Origin of the sequence: Citrobacter sp. JGM124, assembly GCF_018257795.1 — a bacterium.
Classification (GTDB): domain Bacteria; phylum Pseudomonadota; class Gammaproteobacteria; order Enterobacterales; family Enterobacteriaceae; genus JGM124.
On the sequence record NZ_JAERJD010000002.1, the window covers coordinates 390,646 to 408,828 of the forward strand.

The following is an 18,183-nucleotide window of genomic DNA, read 5'->3' on the forward strand; positions in this document are numbered from 1 at the left end:
TACACACCACAGATTGAGGGGCTTTAATCAGAGAAGGCTTGTCAGGAGATTTTCCACATATTCAGGCACCTTCTGGCTCGCCAGGCCGTAATGTTTTTCCTCGAACTCATTACCAACAAGGCTAGGTTCCAGATTAAGCTCGACCGTATGCGCCCCCTGCAACCGGGCCTCATGGACAAACCCCGCCGCCGGGTAGACATTGCCTGACGTCCCTATGGCAATAAAATAGTCCGCTTCGCTCAGTGCCTGATAGATTTCATCCATCCCTAATGGCATCTCGCCAAACCACACCACATGCGGGCGCAACACTTCGCCTATCTGGCAACAATGGCAACGGTCTTCTGGCATAACATCCTGATGCCAGCTCAGTACCTGGCCACTTCGGACACAGCGAACCTTTAACAGTTCACCATGCATGTGCAGCACCCGCTTGTTGCCTGCACGTTCATGCAAATTATCGATATTTTGCGTCACCAACAGCATATTATCCCCCAGCACAGATTCGAGTCTGGCCAGCGCCCGATGCGCCGCATTGGGCTGAATGTCTGGCTGCAGTAGCTGACGACGACGGGCGTTATAAAACTGCTGGACACCTTGTGGGTCACGCTGAAAACCTTCCGGTGTCGCCACATCCTCCACGCGACACTCTTCCCATAATCCATCGGACGCTCTGAAGGTTCTGATCCCTGACTCAGCAGAAATCCCTGCCCCGGTAAGGACGACAACCCTGGGAGGGTTGGTCAAAGCCTGCATAATCTGTTCTCCGAAATAGTTACGCTGACGCAGACGATGGCGTAACAAATGTTTCTTCTTCCGAAAGCGACTAAGTCGTTGTTGACGACGTGACAACATAATTTACTCCACCAGATGGAGAAATGCAGCGCCCCGCATCCCCCCCGCATCACCATGACGCGCAGGTTCAATTCGGGGTACACGGGCGAGTGGCAAGAGATATTGCGACACACGCATGGTTAACAGCGTACAGATTTCCGTAAAATTGGATAACCCTCCTCCTATCACCAGTAAATGGGGATCCAGAGTCGTGAATAAATTGCCCAGACAAACCGCCAGTAACTCAACAAAGCGAGCCACATGCTGCTGCGCCTGTGCGTCACCAGCCCGGTAGCGTGCAATAATCTGTTGTGCATCAAGCGAGTCTGGGTAGAAGTGCTGCCATAAACGGGCAAAACCACCACCAGAAAGGTAGTTTTCAATACAGCCTGTTTGCCCACAACCGCAGGGAATTAAGGGATAATCACGCCCAAGGATCTGCAAGGCGTCGACCGGGAGACGGGTATGTCCGAACTCCCCCGTGATGAAATTGTGCCCCGTGACAGGACGGCCATTAATAACAATTCCCCCTCCTACGCCTGTCCCGAGGATCAGCCCCATAACGACGGGGTAGGAACGAAATTCATCATCCCAGGCTTCTGACAAGGTAAAGCAGTTGGCATCGTTATCGATACGCACGTCACGTTGCAACAGAGTACAAAGGTCAGCCCTGAGAGGGTGGCCTGACGCCGCCGGAAGATTGGCGGCATAGAGTTTGCCTTCATCGATTTCCGGCATGCCGGGAATGCCGATACCAACATGTCCCGGAGTGCCAAATCGGGAGTCCGCTTCATGTACCAGTGTGGCGATGGTATGCAGCAAACTGTGATAGTCCGTATGAGGCGTCGCTACCCGCGTCTCCCATAGTAATACTTTTTCTGGGTCATAAACGCCGAATGCAATCTTAGTGCCGCCAATATCAAAGCCGTAATACATGGCAATGCTGCTCCTTGGTTCAGGCAAAATCCCCGTTATATGTCCTGGTTACTGGCCACTTAATACCCGTGCCGGGTCTATTTTACTGGCACGACGGGCAGGATACCAACTGGCGAGTAAACTCAGTACCAGCGCCGTGATCAATACATAGACGACATCCTGCCAGTGTAGCTCTGACGGGAGAAAGTCGATGAAATAAATATCACCGGATAAGAATTGATGCCCCACTAATTTTTCAATGCCATTCATAATAGGAGTCAGCTGCCAGGAAGCCAGAACACCAATAATCACCCCACTGACACTTCCCAGCAGGCCGGCCAGCAGGCCATACCAGATAAAAATGGCACGAATCAAACCATCTTTGGCTCCCAGGGTACGCAAAACCGCAATATCACCACGCTTGTCTTTAACCGCCATGATAAGCGTTGACACAATATTAAAGCAGGCAACGCCTATCACCAGAACCATGGCAAGGTACATGATGGCGCGGATCATCTGAATATCCCGGTACATATAACCATATGTACCAATCCAGCTTTTGATATAAACATAAGCATTAGTGACTTCACCTGCATCACGCACGCGCTGCTGTGCGTTGAATACATCGTCAACTTTAATCGCAATCCCCGTAACACTGTTCCCCATATCCAGATATTTACTGGCATCACTCAGGGGAACCATGGCAAAACTGTGGTCAAGTTGACCACTCAGCGCCAGAATGCCAGCCACTTGTAAGCGCACTCGCTTCGGCTGTAACAGGCGGTTACTTTCATCGTTATCGGGGATAGAAAGGGATACCCAGTCACCTTGTTTGACTTTCAGGGCGTCCGCCACCCCTTGTCCAAGGATGATCTGCTGCTTGCCAGCCTCAAACTGAGACCAGGCATGGTTTTTAACAAAATTCGGTAAAGCACTGAGGCGGGATTCCTGGCTGGGCTCCACCCCTTTAATTTGTATCGCCCGTAAATTGTTGGCGCTCTCAATTAACCCGGTAAAATTAATATAAGGCGCAGCGGCCAGGATACCCGGGACTTTTTCAATCCGGTTCAGGGTACTTTGCCAGTCATTAAATGGCTGATTGACGGGCTCAATTTCCCCATGAGGAACCACAGCCAGAATACGATCTTTGAGTTCACGCTCAAAGCCGTTCATGGCACTCAGGCCAATAATTAATACCGCCACACCCAATGCGATACCCAAGGTAGAGATAACAGAGATCAGCGAGACCATGCCACTGCGCCGCCGGCCACGGCTAAAACGCAGGCCGATTTGCAACGATAAAGGCAAGGCCATTACTCCGCCCCCATCAACGTCAGATCCTGGGTCAGACGCCCATCGCGCATTTCCAGCTGACGGGACATGCGTTTTGCCAGCTGTAAATCATGCGTGACGACTAAAAAGGCCGTCCCCTGACGTACGTTGAGCTCCCCCAACAGTTCAAAAATACTGTTAGCATTGCGGGCATCCAGATTACCGGTCGGTTCATCGGCTAACACTAATCGTGGGTTATTCACCAGCGAACGAGCAATCGCAACCCGCTGACGTTCCCCTCCGGACAGTTCCGATGGCCGATGATGGCTGCGTTTTTCCAGCCCTACAGCGGCCAGCATTTCAAGCGCTCGTTGCTGGGCTTCGGCAGGTTTTTTCTTGCCGATCAGCAAAGGCATAGCCACATTTTCCAGCGCACTGAAGTCAGGCAACAGATGGTGAAACTGATAAATAAAACCCAGCTCCCGGTTGCGTAATTCGGCTTTCGCAGAGGAGGAAAGTTGGCTCATGGCCTGACCATTGAAAATAACATCCCCGGAACTGGGGGTATCAAGCCCCCCCAGTAAATGCAGCAGGGTACTTTTACCTGAACCAGAGCTGCCAACAATGGCCATAAGCTCACCCGGGATCATGTTAAAGCTGACATCGTGCAACACATCTGTCTGCACACTGCCTTCCTGATAGCGTTTGCACAAGTTGTCGCACTGCAACAGGATAGAATTACTCATAACGTAAAGCCTCAGCGGGTTGAGTGGCGGCGGCACGCCAGGAAGGATAAAGCGTAGACAATAGCGCAATCCCCATCGCCACCAAGGCAATAGTGACGACTTGTAAAGGTTCAATAGCAACCGGTAACGCGGCCCCATCGAGTAAAATACCCAATACTGGCATTAACGTATTCAGCTGGCTGGACAGTAACACGCCAAGCAAAGCACCAAAAAGCGCGCCCAGCACACCAGCACCAGCGCCCTGCACCATAAAGACAGCCATAATTTGCTGACGCGTGAGCCCCTGGGTTTGTAAAATAGCCACCTCGCCTTGTTTTTCCATCACCAGCAAGCCAAGTGACGTAATAATATTAAACGCCGCGACAGCGATGATCAGGCTCAGTAGTAACCCCATCATATTTTTTTCCATCCCAACGGCTTGAAACAGTTCCCCTTTACGCTCACGCCAGTCCTTCCATTCGGTGTTGGCGGGTAAGGACTGCTGGCTGAGTGTATCCACCTTAAGTGGGCTATCAAGCCACAGTCGCCAGCCAGTGATATTGCCAGCAGGGTAGCGCATCAGGCGTGAGGCATCTTGCTGGTTGACCAGCAGCTGGGTACCGTCCACCTCACTGTTCGCAGCAAAGGTCCCGATCACATTAAACAGACGCTGACTCGGTATCCGCCCCATGGGAGTAAACTGGCTGGCGGAAGGCACCATAATACGCAGCGTATCCCCGCGTTTGACGCCCAGGGTATTCGCTAACTGTTCCCCGAGGATAACGTTATACTTCCCTGCCACTAACTGGGAGAGCGTCACGCCGGTAAGATAGGGTGTCAATGGCTCATATTGATGGGGGTCAACCCCCAGCATAACACCCACACTAATACCATGTGTACTCTGTAGCACCACATCCCCCGTGGTGAGTGGCTCGACCCGGGTCACACCCTGTAACTTCAGGCTGGCAGCGGGGAGCTGCTGGGGATTAATCGAACCACTGGGCGAGGTGATCAGTGCCTGGGGCATTAAACCCAGAATATTATTTTGCAGTTCACGCTCAAACCCATTCATCACCGATAGCACGGTGACCAGGGCCATCACACCAAGCGTAATACCAATGGTAGAAAGCCAGGAGACGAAGCGACCGAAGCGGTCTGCAGCTCGCCCGCGCATATAACGCAGGCCTATAAATAACGCGACAGGTTGATACATAAAATCCGTCTGGTTGCGGTGGCTTTGGCCAAAGAGGTTAAGTATACGACAGCCATCCGGTCAAATGAATTCAATACCTTAAATTATTCATCGCACTCACCATTTTGGGGTTATTTTCGTCAAACACCCGTCCGGACGGGGATAACAGGACCGCTTTTGACGGGTAGCATGCCCCTGGAGGTCTAAGAGAGGCTGTTTTGCGGGTTGCTAATAGCCAACGATGGGAGATAATAATGCCATGACTTTATTTTGGCACGCCTATCCCCGCCCGGCTTTCTGCCCCAGCGCGGTAACCAACTTACGAGATTCTGACGCTTTCTATGCCTGAAAATTATCGCTATTCCTTACCCACTAAAGCTGCCGAACAACGTGTTCTCGGCGAGCTCGTTGGCTCGGCCTGCGCGACTGAAGTAGCAGAAATGACTGAGCGGCATCCAGGCCCCGTGGTGCTGATTGCCCAGGACATGCAAAACGCCTTACGGCTGCGTGACGAAATTACGCAGTTTACCGACGCAATGGTCATCAGTCTGGCTGACTGGGAAACGCTGCCTTATGATAGCTTCTCCCCCCACCAGGAGATCATCTCCTCAAGGCTCGCAACCCTCTACCAGCTGCCCGGCATGCAACGTGGGGTTCTGATTTTGCCGGTCAATACCCTGATGCAGCGTGTGTGTCCACACAACTATCTGGGTGGTCATGCCTTAGTTATGAAAAAAGGCCAGCGTCTATCGCGAGATAATCTCCGCGGCCAGCTGGAACAAGCTGGTTACCGAAGCGTGGATCAGGTGATGGAACATGGTGAATTCGCTACCCGGGGGGCGTTGTTAGACCTCTACCCGATGGGCAGTGACCAGCCTTACCGTATCGACTTTTTCGATGACGAAATCGACAGTTTACGCATTTTTGATGTTGACTCTCAGCGCACACTGGATGAAGTCGAAGCCATTAATTTGCTGCCAGCCCATGAATTTCCGACAGATAAGAATGCCATTGAGCTATTCCGCAGCCAGTGGCGTGATAAGTTCGAGGTAAAACGTGATGCTGAACATATTTATCAGCAGGTCAGTAAGGGGACGTTACCGGCCGGTATTGAATACTGGCAACCCCTGTTCTTCAATGAACCCCTGGTAACGCTGTTCAGCTATTTTCCCGCCAACACGTTACTGGTCAATACCGGTGATATAGAAAGCAGCGCCGAACGTTTCTGGCAAGATGCAGAAGCACGTTTCGATAATCGTGGTGTGGACCCCATGCGCCCGCTGCTTGAGCCCCAGCAACTTTGGTTACGTCCCGATGCCCTGATGGGGGAACTGAAAGCCTGGCCACGTGTTCAGCTAAAAACCAGCGAACTGCCCCCTAAAGCAGCCAACGTCAACCTCGGCTATCAGGCCCTGCCGGATTTGGCCGTTCAAACGCAGAATAAATCCCCCCTGGATAATCTGCGTAAATTTATTGAAAACACTAACTGCCCTGTCATTTTTTCTGTCGAAAGTGAAGGTCGCCGGGAGGCCCTTGGTGAGCTGTTAGGGCGGATTAAAGTCGCACCGAAGCGTATTCATCGCCTGGAAGAGGCTGACACCCCGGGCAGCTATTTAATGCTGGGGGCCAGTGAACACGGTTTTATTGATACCTTACGCCAACGGGCATTGATCTGCGAAAGCGATCTATTAGGGGAGCGAGTTAGCCGCCGCCGTCAGGACAGCCGGCGTACCATTAACCCTGATACCTTGATCCGTAACCTGGCCGAACTGAGCCCGGGCCAGCCAGTGGTACATCTCGAGCATGGTGTCGGACGCTATGCCGGGCTCACCACTCTGGAAGCCGGGGGGATTACCGCTGAGTATCTGATGCTGACCTATGCGGGTGATGCCCGTCTCTATGTCCCCGTGTCCTCTTTACATTTAATTAGCCGCTATGCCGGTGGTGCTGATGATAACGCCCCGCTGCACAAACTGGGTAGCGATGCCTGGTCCCGTGCACGCCAAAAAGCGGCTGAAAAAGTACGGGATGTGGCGGCAGAGTTGCTGGATATTTATGCCATGCGTGCGGCTAAAGCAGGCTTTGCGTTTAAACATGATAAAGAGCAGTACCAGCTGTTTTGCGACGGTTTCCCGTTTGAAACGACACCGGATCAGGCCCAGGCTATTAACGCCGTACTCAGCGATATGTGCCAGCCATTAGCAATGGACCGGCTGGTGTGTGGTGATGTCGGTTTTGGTAAAACCGAGGTGGCGATGCGAGCCGCATTTCTGGCGATTGAAAACAACAAACAGGTGGCAGTTCTGGTCCCCACAACGTTGTTGGCACAACAGCACTTCGATAATTTCCGCGACCGCTTTGCCAACTGGCCGGTTCGTATTGAAATGCTTTCTCGTTTTCGCAGTGCAAAAGAACAGACCCAGATCCTGGAACAGGCCCGAGAAGGCAAAATTGATATTCTGATTGGCACACATAAACTGCTCCAGGCCGATGTGCACTGGCATGATCTCGGCCTGCTCATTGTCGATGAGGAACACCGTTTTGGCGTGCGTCATAAAGAACGTATTAAAGCAATGCGCAGTGATGTGGACATCCTGACACTGACAGCGACGCCTATCCCGCGGACACTCAACATGGCCATGAGTGGCATGCGTGACTTGTCGATTATTGCTACCCCACCCGCCCGCCGTCTGGCGGTGAAAACCTTTGTACGCGAGTACGACAGCCTAATGGTGCGTGAAGCCATTTTGCGTGAAATCCTGCGTGGCGGTCAGGTTTATTATCTCTTTAATGATGTTGAAAATATCCAGAAAACAGCCAACAAGCTGGCGGAACTGGTACCGGAAGCCCGCATTGCCATTGGTCATGGTCAAATGCGTGAAAGGGAACTGGAACGTGTGATGAATGATTTCCATCACCAACGGTTTAATGTCCTGGTCTGTACCACAATCATTGAGACCGGGATTGATATCCCCACTGCCAATACCATCATTATTGACCGGGCGGATCACTTTGGGCTGGCCCAGCTACATCAGTTACGTGGGCGAGTAGGTCGTTCCCATCATCAGGCCTATGCCTGGCTGTTAACACCGCATCCCAAAGCCATGACAACCGATGCACAGAAGCGACTGGAAGCCATTGCTTCACTGGAAGATTTAGGTGCCGGTTTTGCGCTTGCGACCCACGATCTGGAAATCCGTGGAGCCGGTGAACTGCTGGGGGATGATCAAAGCGGGCAAATGGAAACCATCGGTTTCTCCTTATATATGGAGCTGCTGGAAAACGCCGTGGATGCTCTGAAAGAGGGGCGTGAACCCTCACTGGAAGATTTAACCCATAGTCAGACGGATGTAGAGCTACGGATGCCCGCCCTGCTGCCTGACGATTTTATCCCGGATGTGAATACCCGCCTCTCTTTTTACAAACGGATTGCCAGTGCAAAACAGTCCCGCGAGCTGGAAGAATTGAAAGTCGAATTGATTGACCGCTTTGGGCTGTTACCTGACGCTGCACGTTATTTGTTGGATATCGCAGCACTGCGTCAGCAGGCTCAAGAACTGGGAATTCGTAAAATTGAAGCCCATGAAAAAGGGGGAGTCATTGAATTTGCTGAGAAAAACCATGTGGACCCAGTCTGGCTTATTGGGTTGCTACAAAAGCGGCCCCAGCATTATCGTCTGGATGGCCCAACCCGGCTTAAATTCACCCAAGATTTAGCTGATCGTAAAGTCCGTATCGACTGGGTCCGTCAGTTTATGAATGAGCTTGAAGAACACGCCGTCGCCTGAGTAACTACCCCGTAACCGTCTGGTTACGGGGTACACACTAATCTTTACATATTCTTTGCATTTCCCCAGCGCTTTACGACAAGAGGATCACTGATAATCAACGGGTGAAAATTTACCATTCGCTAATATCAGACACAGGGTAACGCCTATGCTTTTATCTCGTATTGCCCCATACTCCAGAAAGCTCGCCGCACTGACGGTGCTGATAGCAACAGCCTTTGCCATCACCCCAGCCTCCGCTAAGGATTACCCTTTACCAGGGGCAAACAGCAAGCTTATTGGTAAAAATCAGTATCATGTGGTTAAGGATGACGGGGGCTCACTGGAAGCCATTGCTAAAAAATATAATGTGGGTTTCCTCGCACTGTTACAAGCCAACCCCGGTGTCGATCCCTACGTGCCGCGTGCAGGTAATGTCCTGACGATCCCGACGGAAATGTTACTGCCAGATGCTCCCCGGGAGGGTATTGTCCTGAATCTGGCCGAACTGCGGATGTACTACTACCCGGCGGGTAAAAACAGTGTCACCGTTTACCCTATCGGTATTGGTCAATTAGGCGGTGATACCCTCACCCCAACAATGGTCACAAAAATTTCCGACAAACGGGCTAACCCCACCTGGACCCCTACGGCCAATATCCGTGCCCGATACCTTGCCCAGGGCATTAAGCTACCGGCAGTGGTTCCTGCGGGGGACAATAATCCAATGGGACATCATGCTATTCGTCTCGCCGCACATGGCGGTGTCTATCTGATCCATGGCACTAATGCCGATTTCGGTATTGGTATGCGCGTCAGCTCGGGGTGTATTCGCTTGCGGGACGGGGATATTAAAGCGCTGTTCGAGAATGTCCCTGTGGGGACAACCGTACGCATTATCAATGAGCCGATTAAAACCTCCATTGAACCGGATGGTTCCCGTCTGGTTGAAGTACACCAGCCGTTATCCGAGTCCATCAATGACGATCCCCAGCGTCTTCCGATCCCCTTAACTGAAGGGATAAAGCAGTTCCGTAATGGGGCACAGACCGACACTGACGTCATGGAGCAAGCCATGGGACACCGCTCTGGTATGCCGGTTAATGTCAGCACCCACGCCCCCCTGCCAGAGCAAATTTAATCCACCATGGCGTTACCTTCCATGTCACGGCTTACTGATAGATAACCGCAACTCCCGATGACTGACCGTTTCCGGGGGTTGCTGCCATGCGCGGGGAGCTCACAGCAAGGCGGCTTGTTTTTTCTGCAAGTCGCGGTTCCAGGGCGCACAGGCCCGGGTCTGCCGTAGCACCAACTATACCGATTTGTTGTTGATTTTGCAGGGTTACGGCACTGGCTTCAGCAATACTCATGCAGGCGACATAGCCCAACAGGATGGGGATTAAAAACGTCTTAAGTGGGATCATTACCGTATTTCCAGGAAAATTTGAATCGCTTTAACAATTAAATTAACGATCGATAAGTTAATTATAATCCCGACAAAAATTACCCGTCAATTTTTATTCACGAACAGGAGTCAGGGGCCTCGCAGACCACTTCCTGCTGAATAACACCCCCTATCTGGTATAACAAGCCACTGGATACTCTGAAGTTTTATTTTTATAATGGTCATTCATTACCCATGTGGGGAAAGGTGAAAGGGAATATGACAACTGCCATCGGTGCCCAGAAGAAAACTCGCGGTCGGCCTAAAGTCTTCGATCGGGAAGACGCGCTGGAAAAAGCGATGAATCTCTTCTGGCAGCATGGGTATGAGGGCACATCCCTTTCCCACCTGGTTGCCGCCACGGGAGCAAAAGCCCCCACGCTCTATGCTGAGTTCACCAATAAAGAGGGGCTATTTTGTGCGGTGCTGGAGCATTATATCGCCCGCTTTACGGCACAGTACCAGGCCTGTTTGCAGAATAAATCGGCCACATTTCCAGAAGCACTGGAAGCCTTTCTGACCAGCATAGCCCGATGCTTTACCGGGGAAGACACACCAGCGGGTTGTTTTATTGTGAGCACGGCTTCAGGACTTGGGGCATCTTCACAACATATTGCCGATGTGCTTAAAGACCAGCATGCAATACAGGATCAAACACTGACAGCATTTTTGCAACAACGTCAGCAACAAGGTGAAATCCCCTCTGATTGTGACACTGTCCATCTGGCAAAATACCTGGACTGTTTTATTTGTGGCATGGCCGTATCTGCCCGGGATGGCGTCAGTTATGACGCATTATTCAGTCTGGTAAAAACAACCATGGGAGTGTTACCTCAGCTCATTAAAAATAACTGACTCCGCCACCACCACACCGAAACACGACTGTGTTAAGCCATTAGTTACGCGCCCTGGCTCGAGCCCAGTAAGCCATAAAGTTTATCGTTTCTTGTGCCACACCCCGCTCGCCAATCAAATAACGCCGCAGCATTTTCACCACTGTAGACTCGGCAGCGACCCAGCCATAAAACTCCCGATTATCCGAGGTGGCTTTGTCCCATAGCAGCTCGCCTTCCGCCTCTTCCTGAAGCACATTGTTCTGCAAACCTTCCGGCAACCAAATTCGTTCTTTTACTGCGTTAATCAGACAGTCACCATGACTGGCTGCAACAGGAGCACGGGGTAACCAGTGTATTTTGGCAAAATGAAAGGCATCCAAATCAACACAGTCACCCGCTTCCGGAACTTCAAAAAAAGCCTGAATCTGGGGTGGATTCTGGCGTTTTGCCAGCAATTCCAGAATACCCCGGGCGGCGGGTAACGCGGTCTCATCCGCCACAATGAGTCCATGGCGTAAATCTGCCGGAGGAGACCACTCATAACCGCCACTGTCTTCAGGGTATTCCGCATCAGGCGCCACTATCTGTAGCGCAGCACCGGGTTCCGCCATCACAGCAAATGCCGATGCCGGCCCTTCAGTACCATGGCTCACAAACTCCACCGTCAACTCTTGTCTGGCGCGGTCTACCTGACGCAAAGTATAGGTACGCAGAATGGGACGTTTCTCTTTATCCATGGACTGCAACCTGTCGTACCACTGGTCGTCATTGGACAGGGCCGAAGGGGTACCATCCAGTGAGGGCAGGAGCAGTTTAATACGCTGGTCAGGAGAGTCACATTTCATGTGACGCACCTCAGGGCCGGTGAAGACTAAACTTAACAGCGAAGGGGAAACTACTGACTTACGTGCCAGTCGAACATTAAACAGGCGATAGCCCTGAACTCCAGCCATGATATTTCTTACCTTTTATTTTTCACTACGGATATGCCGTTAATTTAATCAGCTCAATACCTGGATAAAACTGGGCCAAATAAAATACCCCCGCTCTATGTCAAGTTATTACCGCTAATAAACATATTTATTAACTTTATGTTATCAATTCTAACAAGCATTATTGATAATGAGAAACATTATCGGCAGAATAATTATTCTCACATAGATAATTATTCTTGTGGTCACTGGCGGCATAACACGCGCTGTAATCGTAACGATTCTAATTAATCTCGTGCGGTTGCTGAAAGCCTGAACTCCCGCTGCTTGACAGTGTTACTGTTGGTGGAACCAAGCTTAAGGGGATCAAGGTTGACTCCTGCAAACTGGGCTGGCGTTACACCGGCGATAACCTGCGCACGCAAGTCGCTGGTTACTATAATATTTCAGATAAAGATGTTAAATCAAACACCGATTTGACCATCAGTGTCATTGACAGTAAGCGTCGGGTATACGGGGTAGAGGGGGCCATTGATTACTTTATCCCCGATACACAGTGGAGCACCGGAGCAAATCTTAACTTTCTGAAAACAGAGAATAAAACAGATGGTCAGCGGGGTAAAAGTGATGTTAAAACATCCAGCCCGGCTTAAGCCGGGCATTCGAGTGAGATTTACGCCCGGATATCGGGCGGAAGTCACAGGAAAAGTGGGGTAATAATGTGCTGGCTCAGGGAAATATCCCTGGCCGGCAACACTGCAGAAGTAAAAACTTAGTGCAGTTTGAGACGAGGACGGATCACCCGGTTAATACTCCCCACCACCATCATCAGCCCGGTTTTAATATAACCATGCAATGCTATCTGGTGCATACGATACAGAGAGATGTAAACCATACGAGCAATACGCCCCTCAACCATCATCGAGCCACTCATCAGGTTACCCATCAGACTACCGACTGTGGAGAAACGCGACAGAGAAACCAGTGATCCATGATCTTTATAAACATACGGTTTCAACGGCTTGTCTTTCATCCCGGCAATGATATTGCTCAGGGCACGTGAGGCCATTTGGTGGGCAGCCTGGGCACGGGGAGGAACAAATCCCCCTTCTGGGCGCGCACAAGAGGCACAGTCACCAATCGCATAGATATTCGGATCACGGGTTGTTTGCAGGGTGGGCTCAACTACCAGCTGATTAATGCGATTGGTTTCCAGCCCTGCCAGCTCCTTCATAAAGTCAGGTGCTTTGATACCCGCAGCCCAGACCATGAGATCCGCTTTGATAAATTGACCGTCTTTGGTGTTCAAACCATCCGCCTGGGCGCTGGTGACCATGGTTTGTGTCAATACGTTCACACCCAGTTTAGTGAGCTCACTGTGTGCGGCAGCTGAAATACGCGGCGGCAGAGCAGGCAAAATACGCTCACCCGCTTCAACCAGGGTGACGTTGAGTGCATCACGGGTCAGCCCTTTATAGCCATAACTGTGTAGCTGTTTAACCGCATTGTGCAGCTCTGCTGAGAGTTCAACCCCAGTGGCCCCGCCACCCACAATCGCGATATTCACGGTTTCACTCGTATTTCCCTGCGCTGAATATTTCAGGAACAGATTCAGCATCTCTGTGTGGAAACGTCGTGCCTGGTGTGGATTATCAAGGAAAATACAGTTTTCTTTAACACCCGGAGTATTAAAGTCATTAGAGGTACTTCCAAGCGCCATGACCAGAGTGTCATAAGGTAGCTGGCGTTCGCCGACCAGGAGATCACCTTTCTCATCACGCAGTTCCGCAATCGTCAGCATCTTCGCTTCCCGATCCAGGTCCGTGACTGAACCTAACTGGAAATGGAAGTGATTATTACGCGCATGAGCCAGATAACTCAGCGCATCCACGCCTTCATCCAGCGACCCGGTGGCCACTTCATGCAACAAAGGTTTCCATAAATGGCTATGGTTACGATCAACCAGCGTGATCTCAGCTTTCTTGGAACGGCCTAATTTTTTACCTAACTGTGTCGCTAACTCAAGGCCTCCCGCCCCACCACCAACAATCACTATTTTTTTCAATGAAGTAGTCAATTTGACCCCCAAAAGATTAACCAATTGTTAATTAAAAGTTATCGTAATAGCCCTTATTTAACAATGGGTTATAATGGTTATTACCCTGTCGACAGAAGAATAACACGAAGGGGAAAATGGTCACACCAAAATTGATCTTTATCAAATTATTATTGCTGAAAATAAAAAAAGGGCTCGTAATCAACGAGCCCTGAGGTATTTTTTCAGGTTAAAAAACAACCCTGACTTACCAGATTATCCGAGTGTTTTAAAAGCCTTGATGCGTTGCAGATGCTGTGAGATATGCTTAAATTTATGCCCTTGATCTATATTCCAGATGATTTCATAAAAAGGCTGGAGAGCCTGTGCTGAACGCGTGTTATCAAGTAACTCATCTTCCCTGGACAAAATGACCAGGCAGCGATCACGATTCTTCTCCCGGAAGTTATTCACGCATTTAGTCGCAATATCCGCATACTCTTCCGGGCGATCTATTTTCCCTTCCATATTTTCATGGGGATAGAGATTAGGATTAAGCACCACCTGGCGCATGTCACAAAGAAAGCCGATACGTTCAGCCCAGAACCCCCCTAAACCAACGCCACAGATTAATGGGCACTCATCATCCGTTAACTGATGCATTTTATGCACTTCTTTTAACAGATGCTGCATATCATGTTTTGGATGCAGTGTGCTGTAGCTAATCAGTCGCACATCGGGATCGATAAATTGCAGTTGCATTACTTTTTCATGGTTATCAGGACTGTTTGAGTCAAAACCGTGTAAATAAATAATCATTGCATCTCCACCGCATAATGACAGACCGTTGATCAGGCAATCAGGCGCTTGTTTTCGCTGTTTGCCACTGTTCATTCAGGGCTTCCAGCTGCTGGCTCACGTGCTTCCAGCGCGCGGATGATCGTAACGCCTGACGCGAAAGTGAACCCTTATGATACAAATTTGCAAGACGCTCTACTTTGACCACCGACAGGTTATCTAACACACTCACCGCACCTTTTCGGTTATTGCAGACCAGTACCATATCGCACCCCGCATCCAAAGAGGCCCGGGCCCGTTCAGCATAGCTGCCCATAACGGCAGCCCCTTCCATGGACAAATCGTCTGAGAAAATGATCCCCTTGAAGCCGAGTTCCCCCCGCAAAACCGTCTTTAACCAGTGGGCTGAACCACTGGCGGGCTTGTCATCCACTTCCGGGTAGATAACATGTGCCGGCATGATCGCATCCAGCTTATTCGCGTTAATTAAAGCAGAAAAAATGCCCATGTCATGTTGGCGGATCGCCGTTTCTGGACGCAGATCACGGGGGGTCTCTTTGTGGGAGTCAGCACTCACCGCGCCATGCCCGGGAAAGTGTTTACCGGTAGAACACATACCTGCAGCATGCATGCCATCAATAAAACCCGTCGCAACTTGCAGGGCTTTCTGTGGATCAGCATGGTAGGATCGTTCCCCGATGGCCGCGCTAATATGACCGATGTCCAGCACCGGAGCAAAGCTGATATCAATATCCATGGCAATCATTTCACTGGCCATTAACCAGCCGGCTTCGGTGGCAAGCTGAGTTCCCGCCTCCACGCCTAATAAGGCAGCAAATGACTGGGCGGCAGGTAAACGTGTAAAACCATCCCGAAAACGCTGGACGCGCCCTCCTTCCTGGTCCACCCCAATGACCAGTGACTGTCGTGATGCGGCACGAATCTGGCGCACTAATTCACGTAGTTGTTCAGGATCATGATAGTTTCTGGTGAACAGAATCAACCCACCCACTGATGGATGATCAAGAATATCACGCTCTTCCGCATCCAGTTCAAAACCTGCCACGTCCAACATTACCGGACCCATATGTTCTCCTGATGTTTCATCTTCTTCCACGCCTGACTGGCCAGCGTGACAAAGTGTGGTTGATGTGTTTGTTGCCAGCGGCACTCGTACCATGAGGCCATTAAAAGTGTAACCCAGGGCTGCCAGTGGGCTACCTGACGAGACAGTTCGCCAATACCAATATGGGCACAGCGGGCATAGCAGGGTAAAAAATCGGGGCTATCAAACTCATTACCCGCCAGTAAGGTCGCCAGTTCGAGGCCAATATCACCATCCCCTGCATACTCCCAGTCAATCAGCCCTAACCCTTGCCCTTGCCCTTGCCCTTGCCCTTGCCCTTGCCGGATAATATTCCCGGCATGTACATCCATGTGCAGTGGTGCCAAACGTAAAGGGGAAGGTTCTCCCCGCGCCAGTAGTCGCTTCAGCATTCTGAGCCAGTATGGCGTACGCCGATCAGGGGCGCTGTGCTGCCAGTAATAGCTGAGTAGTGGCGCGATTCTCACCCGCCAGCCAAACAGGGGCTGTCGATGCAAACGAGACAATAATACCGCCAGCTCACTGGTGGGCAATGGCCCAGACCACGTTTCCCCCACCAGCCAGTGACTGAGCAGCCAGCCTTCAACCAGGGCATAAGGTTGTGGCCCCATATGGGCAGGGAGCTGTTTCAGGATCTTGTGATAGCGGTGAAGGGACAACCCCGGCAGGCGTTGTTCAGGTAACTTTCGAGCGTTAAACCGCCCTTGCTCAGTATCCAGCCGAAAACTGGTCCCGCTAAGTCCTTTGAGAGCAGAAAGAGAACCGGCGACATCAGCCGCCGGAAGGTATCGTCCAATTACCACATCAAGTGGCGTACTAGTCGGTTTGCTGAACAACACTTTGACCGGACCAGATAATCTCACCCGTCTGCACCAGCATGAGTTGCATCTTAAGGGTGGGGGTTGTCACATTGCCACTCAGATTACTATACAACACGAACTGCGCCCCAACATTGCGGGCAATGCCGATAGCTTTACTGCGGCTCCCGAGGCTATCCTGAGGAGAAAGCCCAAGTTGTTGTTTCGCAACAGCCAGTTGCTGGGCAGAAACCAGGACGAAAGTGCGATTATGGGACAACGCATCAACCAGGGCTTCAGTGGCACTGTTGGCGTTGAGGCTACCATTAGTCTGGTTATTTACGCTATCAACCAGCAATACCCCGCCTGCAGTGACGCCATCCGTCAGGAGCATTTTACTGATTAAAGGATTCACCGCGCTGCTCCAGGCGTAGGTGCGTACTCTCGGCACGGCCGGAATAGTCGGTTCAGCCTCAGGACCCGTTGAAATATCCGGTAAAGGTGGCACGGTTGGTGGCGGCGTTACCGGTGGTTGTTCCACCGTGGGATGAGTTTCATCAACGGGGGCCGGGGGTTGGGTGCTCAAACAGCCACTAAGCACCAGAGCCATGACGGCAACAGTCAGATAACGATATCTTCCGATTATCAAAATTCACTCCTTAACGAGAGAAAAAGGCGGACTTTGCTGGCATTAGGATAAAATACTGTGGACTGAACGCGTTTCCCCGACTGTGGTTCGAGCGTTAACGCCCGAACGTTATCCGTGGGATGGATCTCAAGCCCCTTTTCGTCATACCAGTAAAAACGGTAGTACAGGGTCACTGGATGTGACTGCTCATTAAACAATGAGCTATAAGCAACCGTGGCCCCATCCTGATATGACAATGATGGATTACTGGCACGGATACCGCCTGCCAGAACAGCGCCTTCCATCACCAGGGATTGTGAATCACTCACCGGAATACCGGGACGCGAGGAGCAACCACTCATCAGTAATGCAAGCAATAAAATACCCAGAGTTTTACGCATGCGGGTATCACGCTGTTGCCGCAAGTATCGGGCCCAGTGGCCGCCCACCCAACAGGTGCATGTGAATATGATAAACTTCCTGCCCCCCGTGACGATTACAGTTGATTATCAAACGATATCCGTCTTCGGCTATCCCTTCTTGTTCAGCTATTTTCGCCGCGACCGTGATCATCCGCCCCAGAGCAGCCTCATGCTCAACCGTTACCTCATTCACCGTTGGAATCAGCACGTTGGGAATAATAAGAATATGGCTTGGAGCCTGGGGGGCTATATCACGAAATGCTGTCACCAGGTCATCCTGATAAAGAATATTTGCGGGGATCTCACCGCGAATAATTTTACTGAAAATAGTTTCTTCGGCCATGGGAGGTTCCTGAATTAAAAGAGCGATGCCAAGAGTATGAGCGAGGGCGAGTAATGACTCAACCTCCAGTCACATTTTCTTTAGCTGAAGCGCCGTTTCCGTATAAAAAATATCAGTTATGGCGCAGATAACACTGAG

At 50.9% G+C, this 18,183-nt stretch carries 17 protein-coding genes and 1 pseudogene; 4 read left to right on the plus strand and 14 right to left on the minus strand.

What is annotated here, in order from left to right:
• Positions 1-27 precede the first annotated feature (27 nt).
• Genes cobB through lolC form a run of 5 tightly spaced genes read right to left on the minus strand, consistent with a single transcriptional unit; the run spans position 28 to position 4,956 of the window.
• Complete coding sequence (cobB, locus tag JK154_RS04365; RefSeq protein WP_211991269.1) at positions 28-852, minus strand: Sir2 family NAD+-dependent deacetylase; 825 nt, start codon at positions 850-852, stop codon at positions 28-30.
• A 3-nt stretch (positions 853-855) separates the two neighbouring features.
• On the minus strand, positions 856-1,767 hold the full coding sequence (gene nagK / locus JK154_RS04370) for an N-acetylglucosamine kinase (protein WP_211991270.1): 912 nt from the start codon (positions 1,765-1,767) through the stop codon (positions 856-858).
• 48 nt (positions 1,768-1,815) lie between these two features.
• Positions 1,816-3,060 carry a lipoprotein-releasing ABC transporter permease subunit LolE gene (gene lolE, locus JK154_RS04375; RefSeq protein ID WP_211991271.1) on the minus strand — a complete coding sequence of 415 codons (1,245 nt, stop codon included), beginning with the start codon at positions 3,058-3,060 and terminating at the stop codon, positions 1,816-1,818.
• Positions 3,060-3,764 carry a lipoprotein-releasing ABC transporter ATP-binding protein LolD gene (gene lolD / locus JK154_RS04380; protein ID WP_211991272.1) on the minus strand — a complete coding sequence of 235 codons (705 nt, stop codon included), beginning with the start codon at positions 3,762-3,764 and terminating at the stop codon, positions 3,060-3,062. The genes lolE and lolD overlap by 1 nt, the downstream gene beginning before the upstream one ends.
• A complete protein-coding gene (gene lolC, locus JK154_RS04385; protein WP_211991273.1) occupies positions 3,757-4,956 on the minus strand; it encodes a lipoprotein-releasing ABC transporter permease subunit LolC in 1,200 nt (399 codons plus the stop codon). Before lolC ends, lolD begins: the two co-directional genes overlap by 8 nt.
• 320 nt (positions 4,957-5,276) lie before the next feature.
• Here lolC and mfd point away from each other — a divergent pair, with 320 nt between their 5' ends.
• Together mfd and JK154_RS04395 are read left to right on the plus strand one after the other, a co-directional pair.
• Complete coding sequence (gene mfd / locus JK154_RS04390) at positions 5,277-8,723, plus strand: transcription-repair coupling factor (protein WP_211991274.1); 3,447 nt, start codon at positions 5,277-5,279, stop codon at positions 8,721-8,723.
• Between the two features lie 148 nt (positions 8,724-8,871).
• Positions 8,872-9,843: a L,D-transpeptidase family protein gene (locus JK154_RS04395; protein WP_211991275.1), complete on the plus strand. Its 972-nt coding sequence runs from the start codon at positions 8,872-8,874 to the stop codon at positions 9,841-9,843.
• A gap of 31 nt (positions 9,844-9,874) precedes the next feature.
• Here JK154_RS04395 and JK154_RS04400 read toward each other — a convergent pair whose 3' ends face one another.
• Complete coding sequence (locus JK154_RS04400; protein ID WP_211991276.1) at positions 9,875-10,129, minus strand: hypothetical protein; 255 nt, start codon at positions 10,127-10,129, stop codon at positions 9,875-9,877.
• A gap of 239 nt (positions 10,130-10,368) precedes the next feature.
• Here JK154_RS04400 and JK154_RS04405 point away from each other — a divergent pair, with 239 nt between their 5' ends.
• Positions 10,369-11,004, plus strand: coding sequence for a TetR/AcrR family transcriptional regulator (locus tag JK154_RS04405; protein ID WP_211991277.1), 636 nt, complete (start codon positions 10,369-10,371; stop codon positions 11,002-11,004).
• A 40-nt stretch (positions 11,005-11,044) separates the two neighbouring features.
• On the opposite strand, the gene JK154_RS04410 is transcribed toward JK154_RS04405, so the two are convergent.
• A complete protein-coding gene (locus JK154_RS04410; protein WP_211991278.1) occupies positions 11,045-11,938 on the minus strand; it encodes a siderophore-interacting protein in 894 nt (297 codons plus the stop codon).
• A 296-nt stretch (positions 11,939-12,234) separates the two neighbouring features.
• On the opposite strand from JK154_RS04410, the pseudogene JK154_RS04415 reads away from it, so the two are divergent.
• A pseudogene (locus JK154_RS04415) lies at positions 12,235-12,564 on the plus strand (TonB-dependent receptor); the annotation flags it as partial.
• A gap of 125 nt (positions 12,565-12,689) precedes the next feature.
• On the opposite strand, the gene JK154_RS04420 reads toward JK154_RS04415, so the two are convergent.
• The 7 genes from JK154_RS04420 to hinT form a co-directional block, all read right to left on the minus strand.
• Positions 12,690-13,994, minus strand: a complete 1,305-nt coding sequence (locus tag JK154_RS04420) for an NAD(P)/FAD-dependent oxidoreductase (protein ID WP_211991279.1) — start codon at positions 13,992-13,994, stop codon at positions 12,690-12,692.
• Positions 13,995-14,228: 234 nt separating this feature from the next.
• A complete protein-coding gene (ycfP, locus tag JK154_RS04425; protein WP_211991368.1) occupies positions 14,229-14,771 on the minus strand; it encodes an alpha/beta hydrolase YcfP in 543 nt (180 codons plus the stop codon).
• A 40-nt stretch (positions 14,772-14,811) separates the two neighbouring features.
• Complete coding sequence (nagZ, locus tag JK154_RS04430; RefSeq protein ID WP_211991280.1) at positions 14,812-15,837, minus strand: beta-N-acetylhexosaminidase; 1,026 nt, start codon at positions 15,835-15,837, stop codon at positions 14,812-14,814.
• Positions 15,825-16,718 (minus strand): thiamine kinase, encoded by an 894-nt coding sequence (gene thiK / locus JK154_RS04435; protein ID WP_349291092.1) that lies wholly within the window; start codon positions 16,716-16,718, stop codon positions 15,825-15,827. The genes nagZ and thiK overlap by 13 nt, the downstream gene beginning before the upstream one ends.
• On the minus strand, positions 16,672-17,298 hold the full coding sequence (lpoB, locus tag JK154_RS04440; protein WP_211991370.1) for a penicillin-binding protein activator LpoB: 627 nt from the start codon (positions 17,296-17,298) through the stop codon (positions 16,672-16,674). Before lpoB ends, thiK begins: the two co-directional genes overlap by 47 nt.
• Positions 17,298-17,681 (minus strand): DUF1425 domain-containing protein, encoded by a 384-nt coding sequence (locus tag JK154_RS04445; protein ID WP_211991281.1) that lies wholly within the window; start codon positions 17,679-17,681, stop codon positions 17,298-17,300. The genes lpoB and JK154_RS04445 overlap by 1 nt, the downstream gene beginning before the upstream one ends.
• A gap of 7 nt (positions 17,682-17,688) precedes the next feature.
• A complete protein-coding gene (gene hinT, locus JK154_RS04450) occupies positions 17,689-18,045 on the minus strand; it encodes a purine nucleoside phosphoramidase (RefSeq protein ID WP_211991282.1) in 357 nt (118 codons plus the stop codon).
• Between the last annotated feature and the right edge of the window lie 138 nt (positions 18,046-18,183).

Bases quoted from the DNA above. Each gene is read 5' to 3' on its own strand.
- cobB (WP_211991269.1), bottom strand. From the start codon at position 852: ATGTTGTCACGTCGTCAACAACGACTTAGTCGCTTTCGGAAGAAGAAA.
- nagK (WP_211991270.1), bottom strand. From the start codon at position 1,767: ATGTATTACGGCTTTGATATTGGCGGCACTAAGATTGCATTCGGCGTT.
- lolE (WP_211991271.1), bottom strand. From the start codon at position 3,060: ATGGCCTTGCCTTTATCGTTGCAAATCGGCCTGCGTTTTAGCCGTGGC.
- lolD (WP_211991272.1), bottom strand. From the start codon at position 3,764: ATGAGTAATTCTATCCTGTTGCAGTGCGACAACTTGTGCAAACGCTAT.
- lolC (WP_211991273.1), bottom strand. From the start codon at position 4,956: ATGTATCAACCTGTCGCGTTATTTATAGGCCTGCGTTATATGCGCGGG.
- mfd (WP_211991274.1), top strand. From the start codon at position 5,277: ATGCCTGAAAATTATCGCTATTCCTTACCCACTAAAGCTGCCGAACAA.
- JK154_RS04395 (WP_211991275.1), top strand. From the start codon at position 8,872: ATGCTTTTATCTCGTATTGCCCCATACTCCAGAAAGCTCGCCGCACTG.
- JK154_RS04400 (WP_211991276.1), bottom strand. From the start codon at position 10,129: ATGATCCCACTTAAGACGTTTTTAATCCCCATCCTGTTGGGCTATGTC.
- JK154_RS04405 (WP_211991277.1), top strand. From the start codon at position 10,369: ATGACAACTGCCATCGGTGCCCAGAAGAAAACTCGCGGTCGGCCTAAA.
- JK154_RS04410 (WP_211991278.1), bottom strand. From the start codon at position 11,938: ATGGCTGGAGTTCAGGGCTATCGCCTGTTTAATGTTCGACTGGCACGT.
- ycfP (WP_211991368.1), bottom strand. From the start codon at position 14,771: ATGATTATTTATTTACACGGTTTTGACTCAAACAGTCCTGATAACCAT.
- nagZ (WP_211991280.1), bottom strand. From the start codon at position 15,837: ATGGGTCCGGTAATGTTGGACGTGGCAGGTTTTGAACTGGATGCGGAA.
- JK154_RS04445 (WP_211991281.1), bottom strand. From the start codon at position 17,681: ATGCGTAAAACTCTGGGTATTTTATTGCTTGCATTACTGATGAGTGGT.
- hinT (WP_211991282.1), bottom strand. From the start codon at position 18,045: ATGGCCGAAGAAACTATTTTCAGTAAAATTATTCGCGGTGAGATCCCC.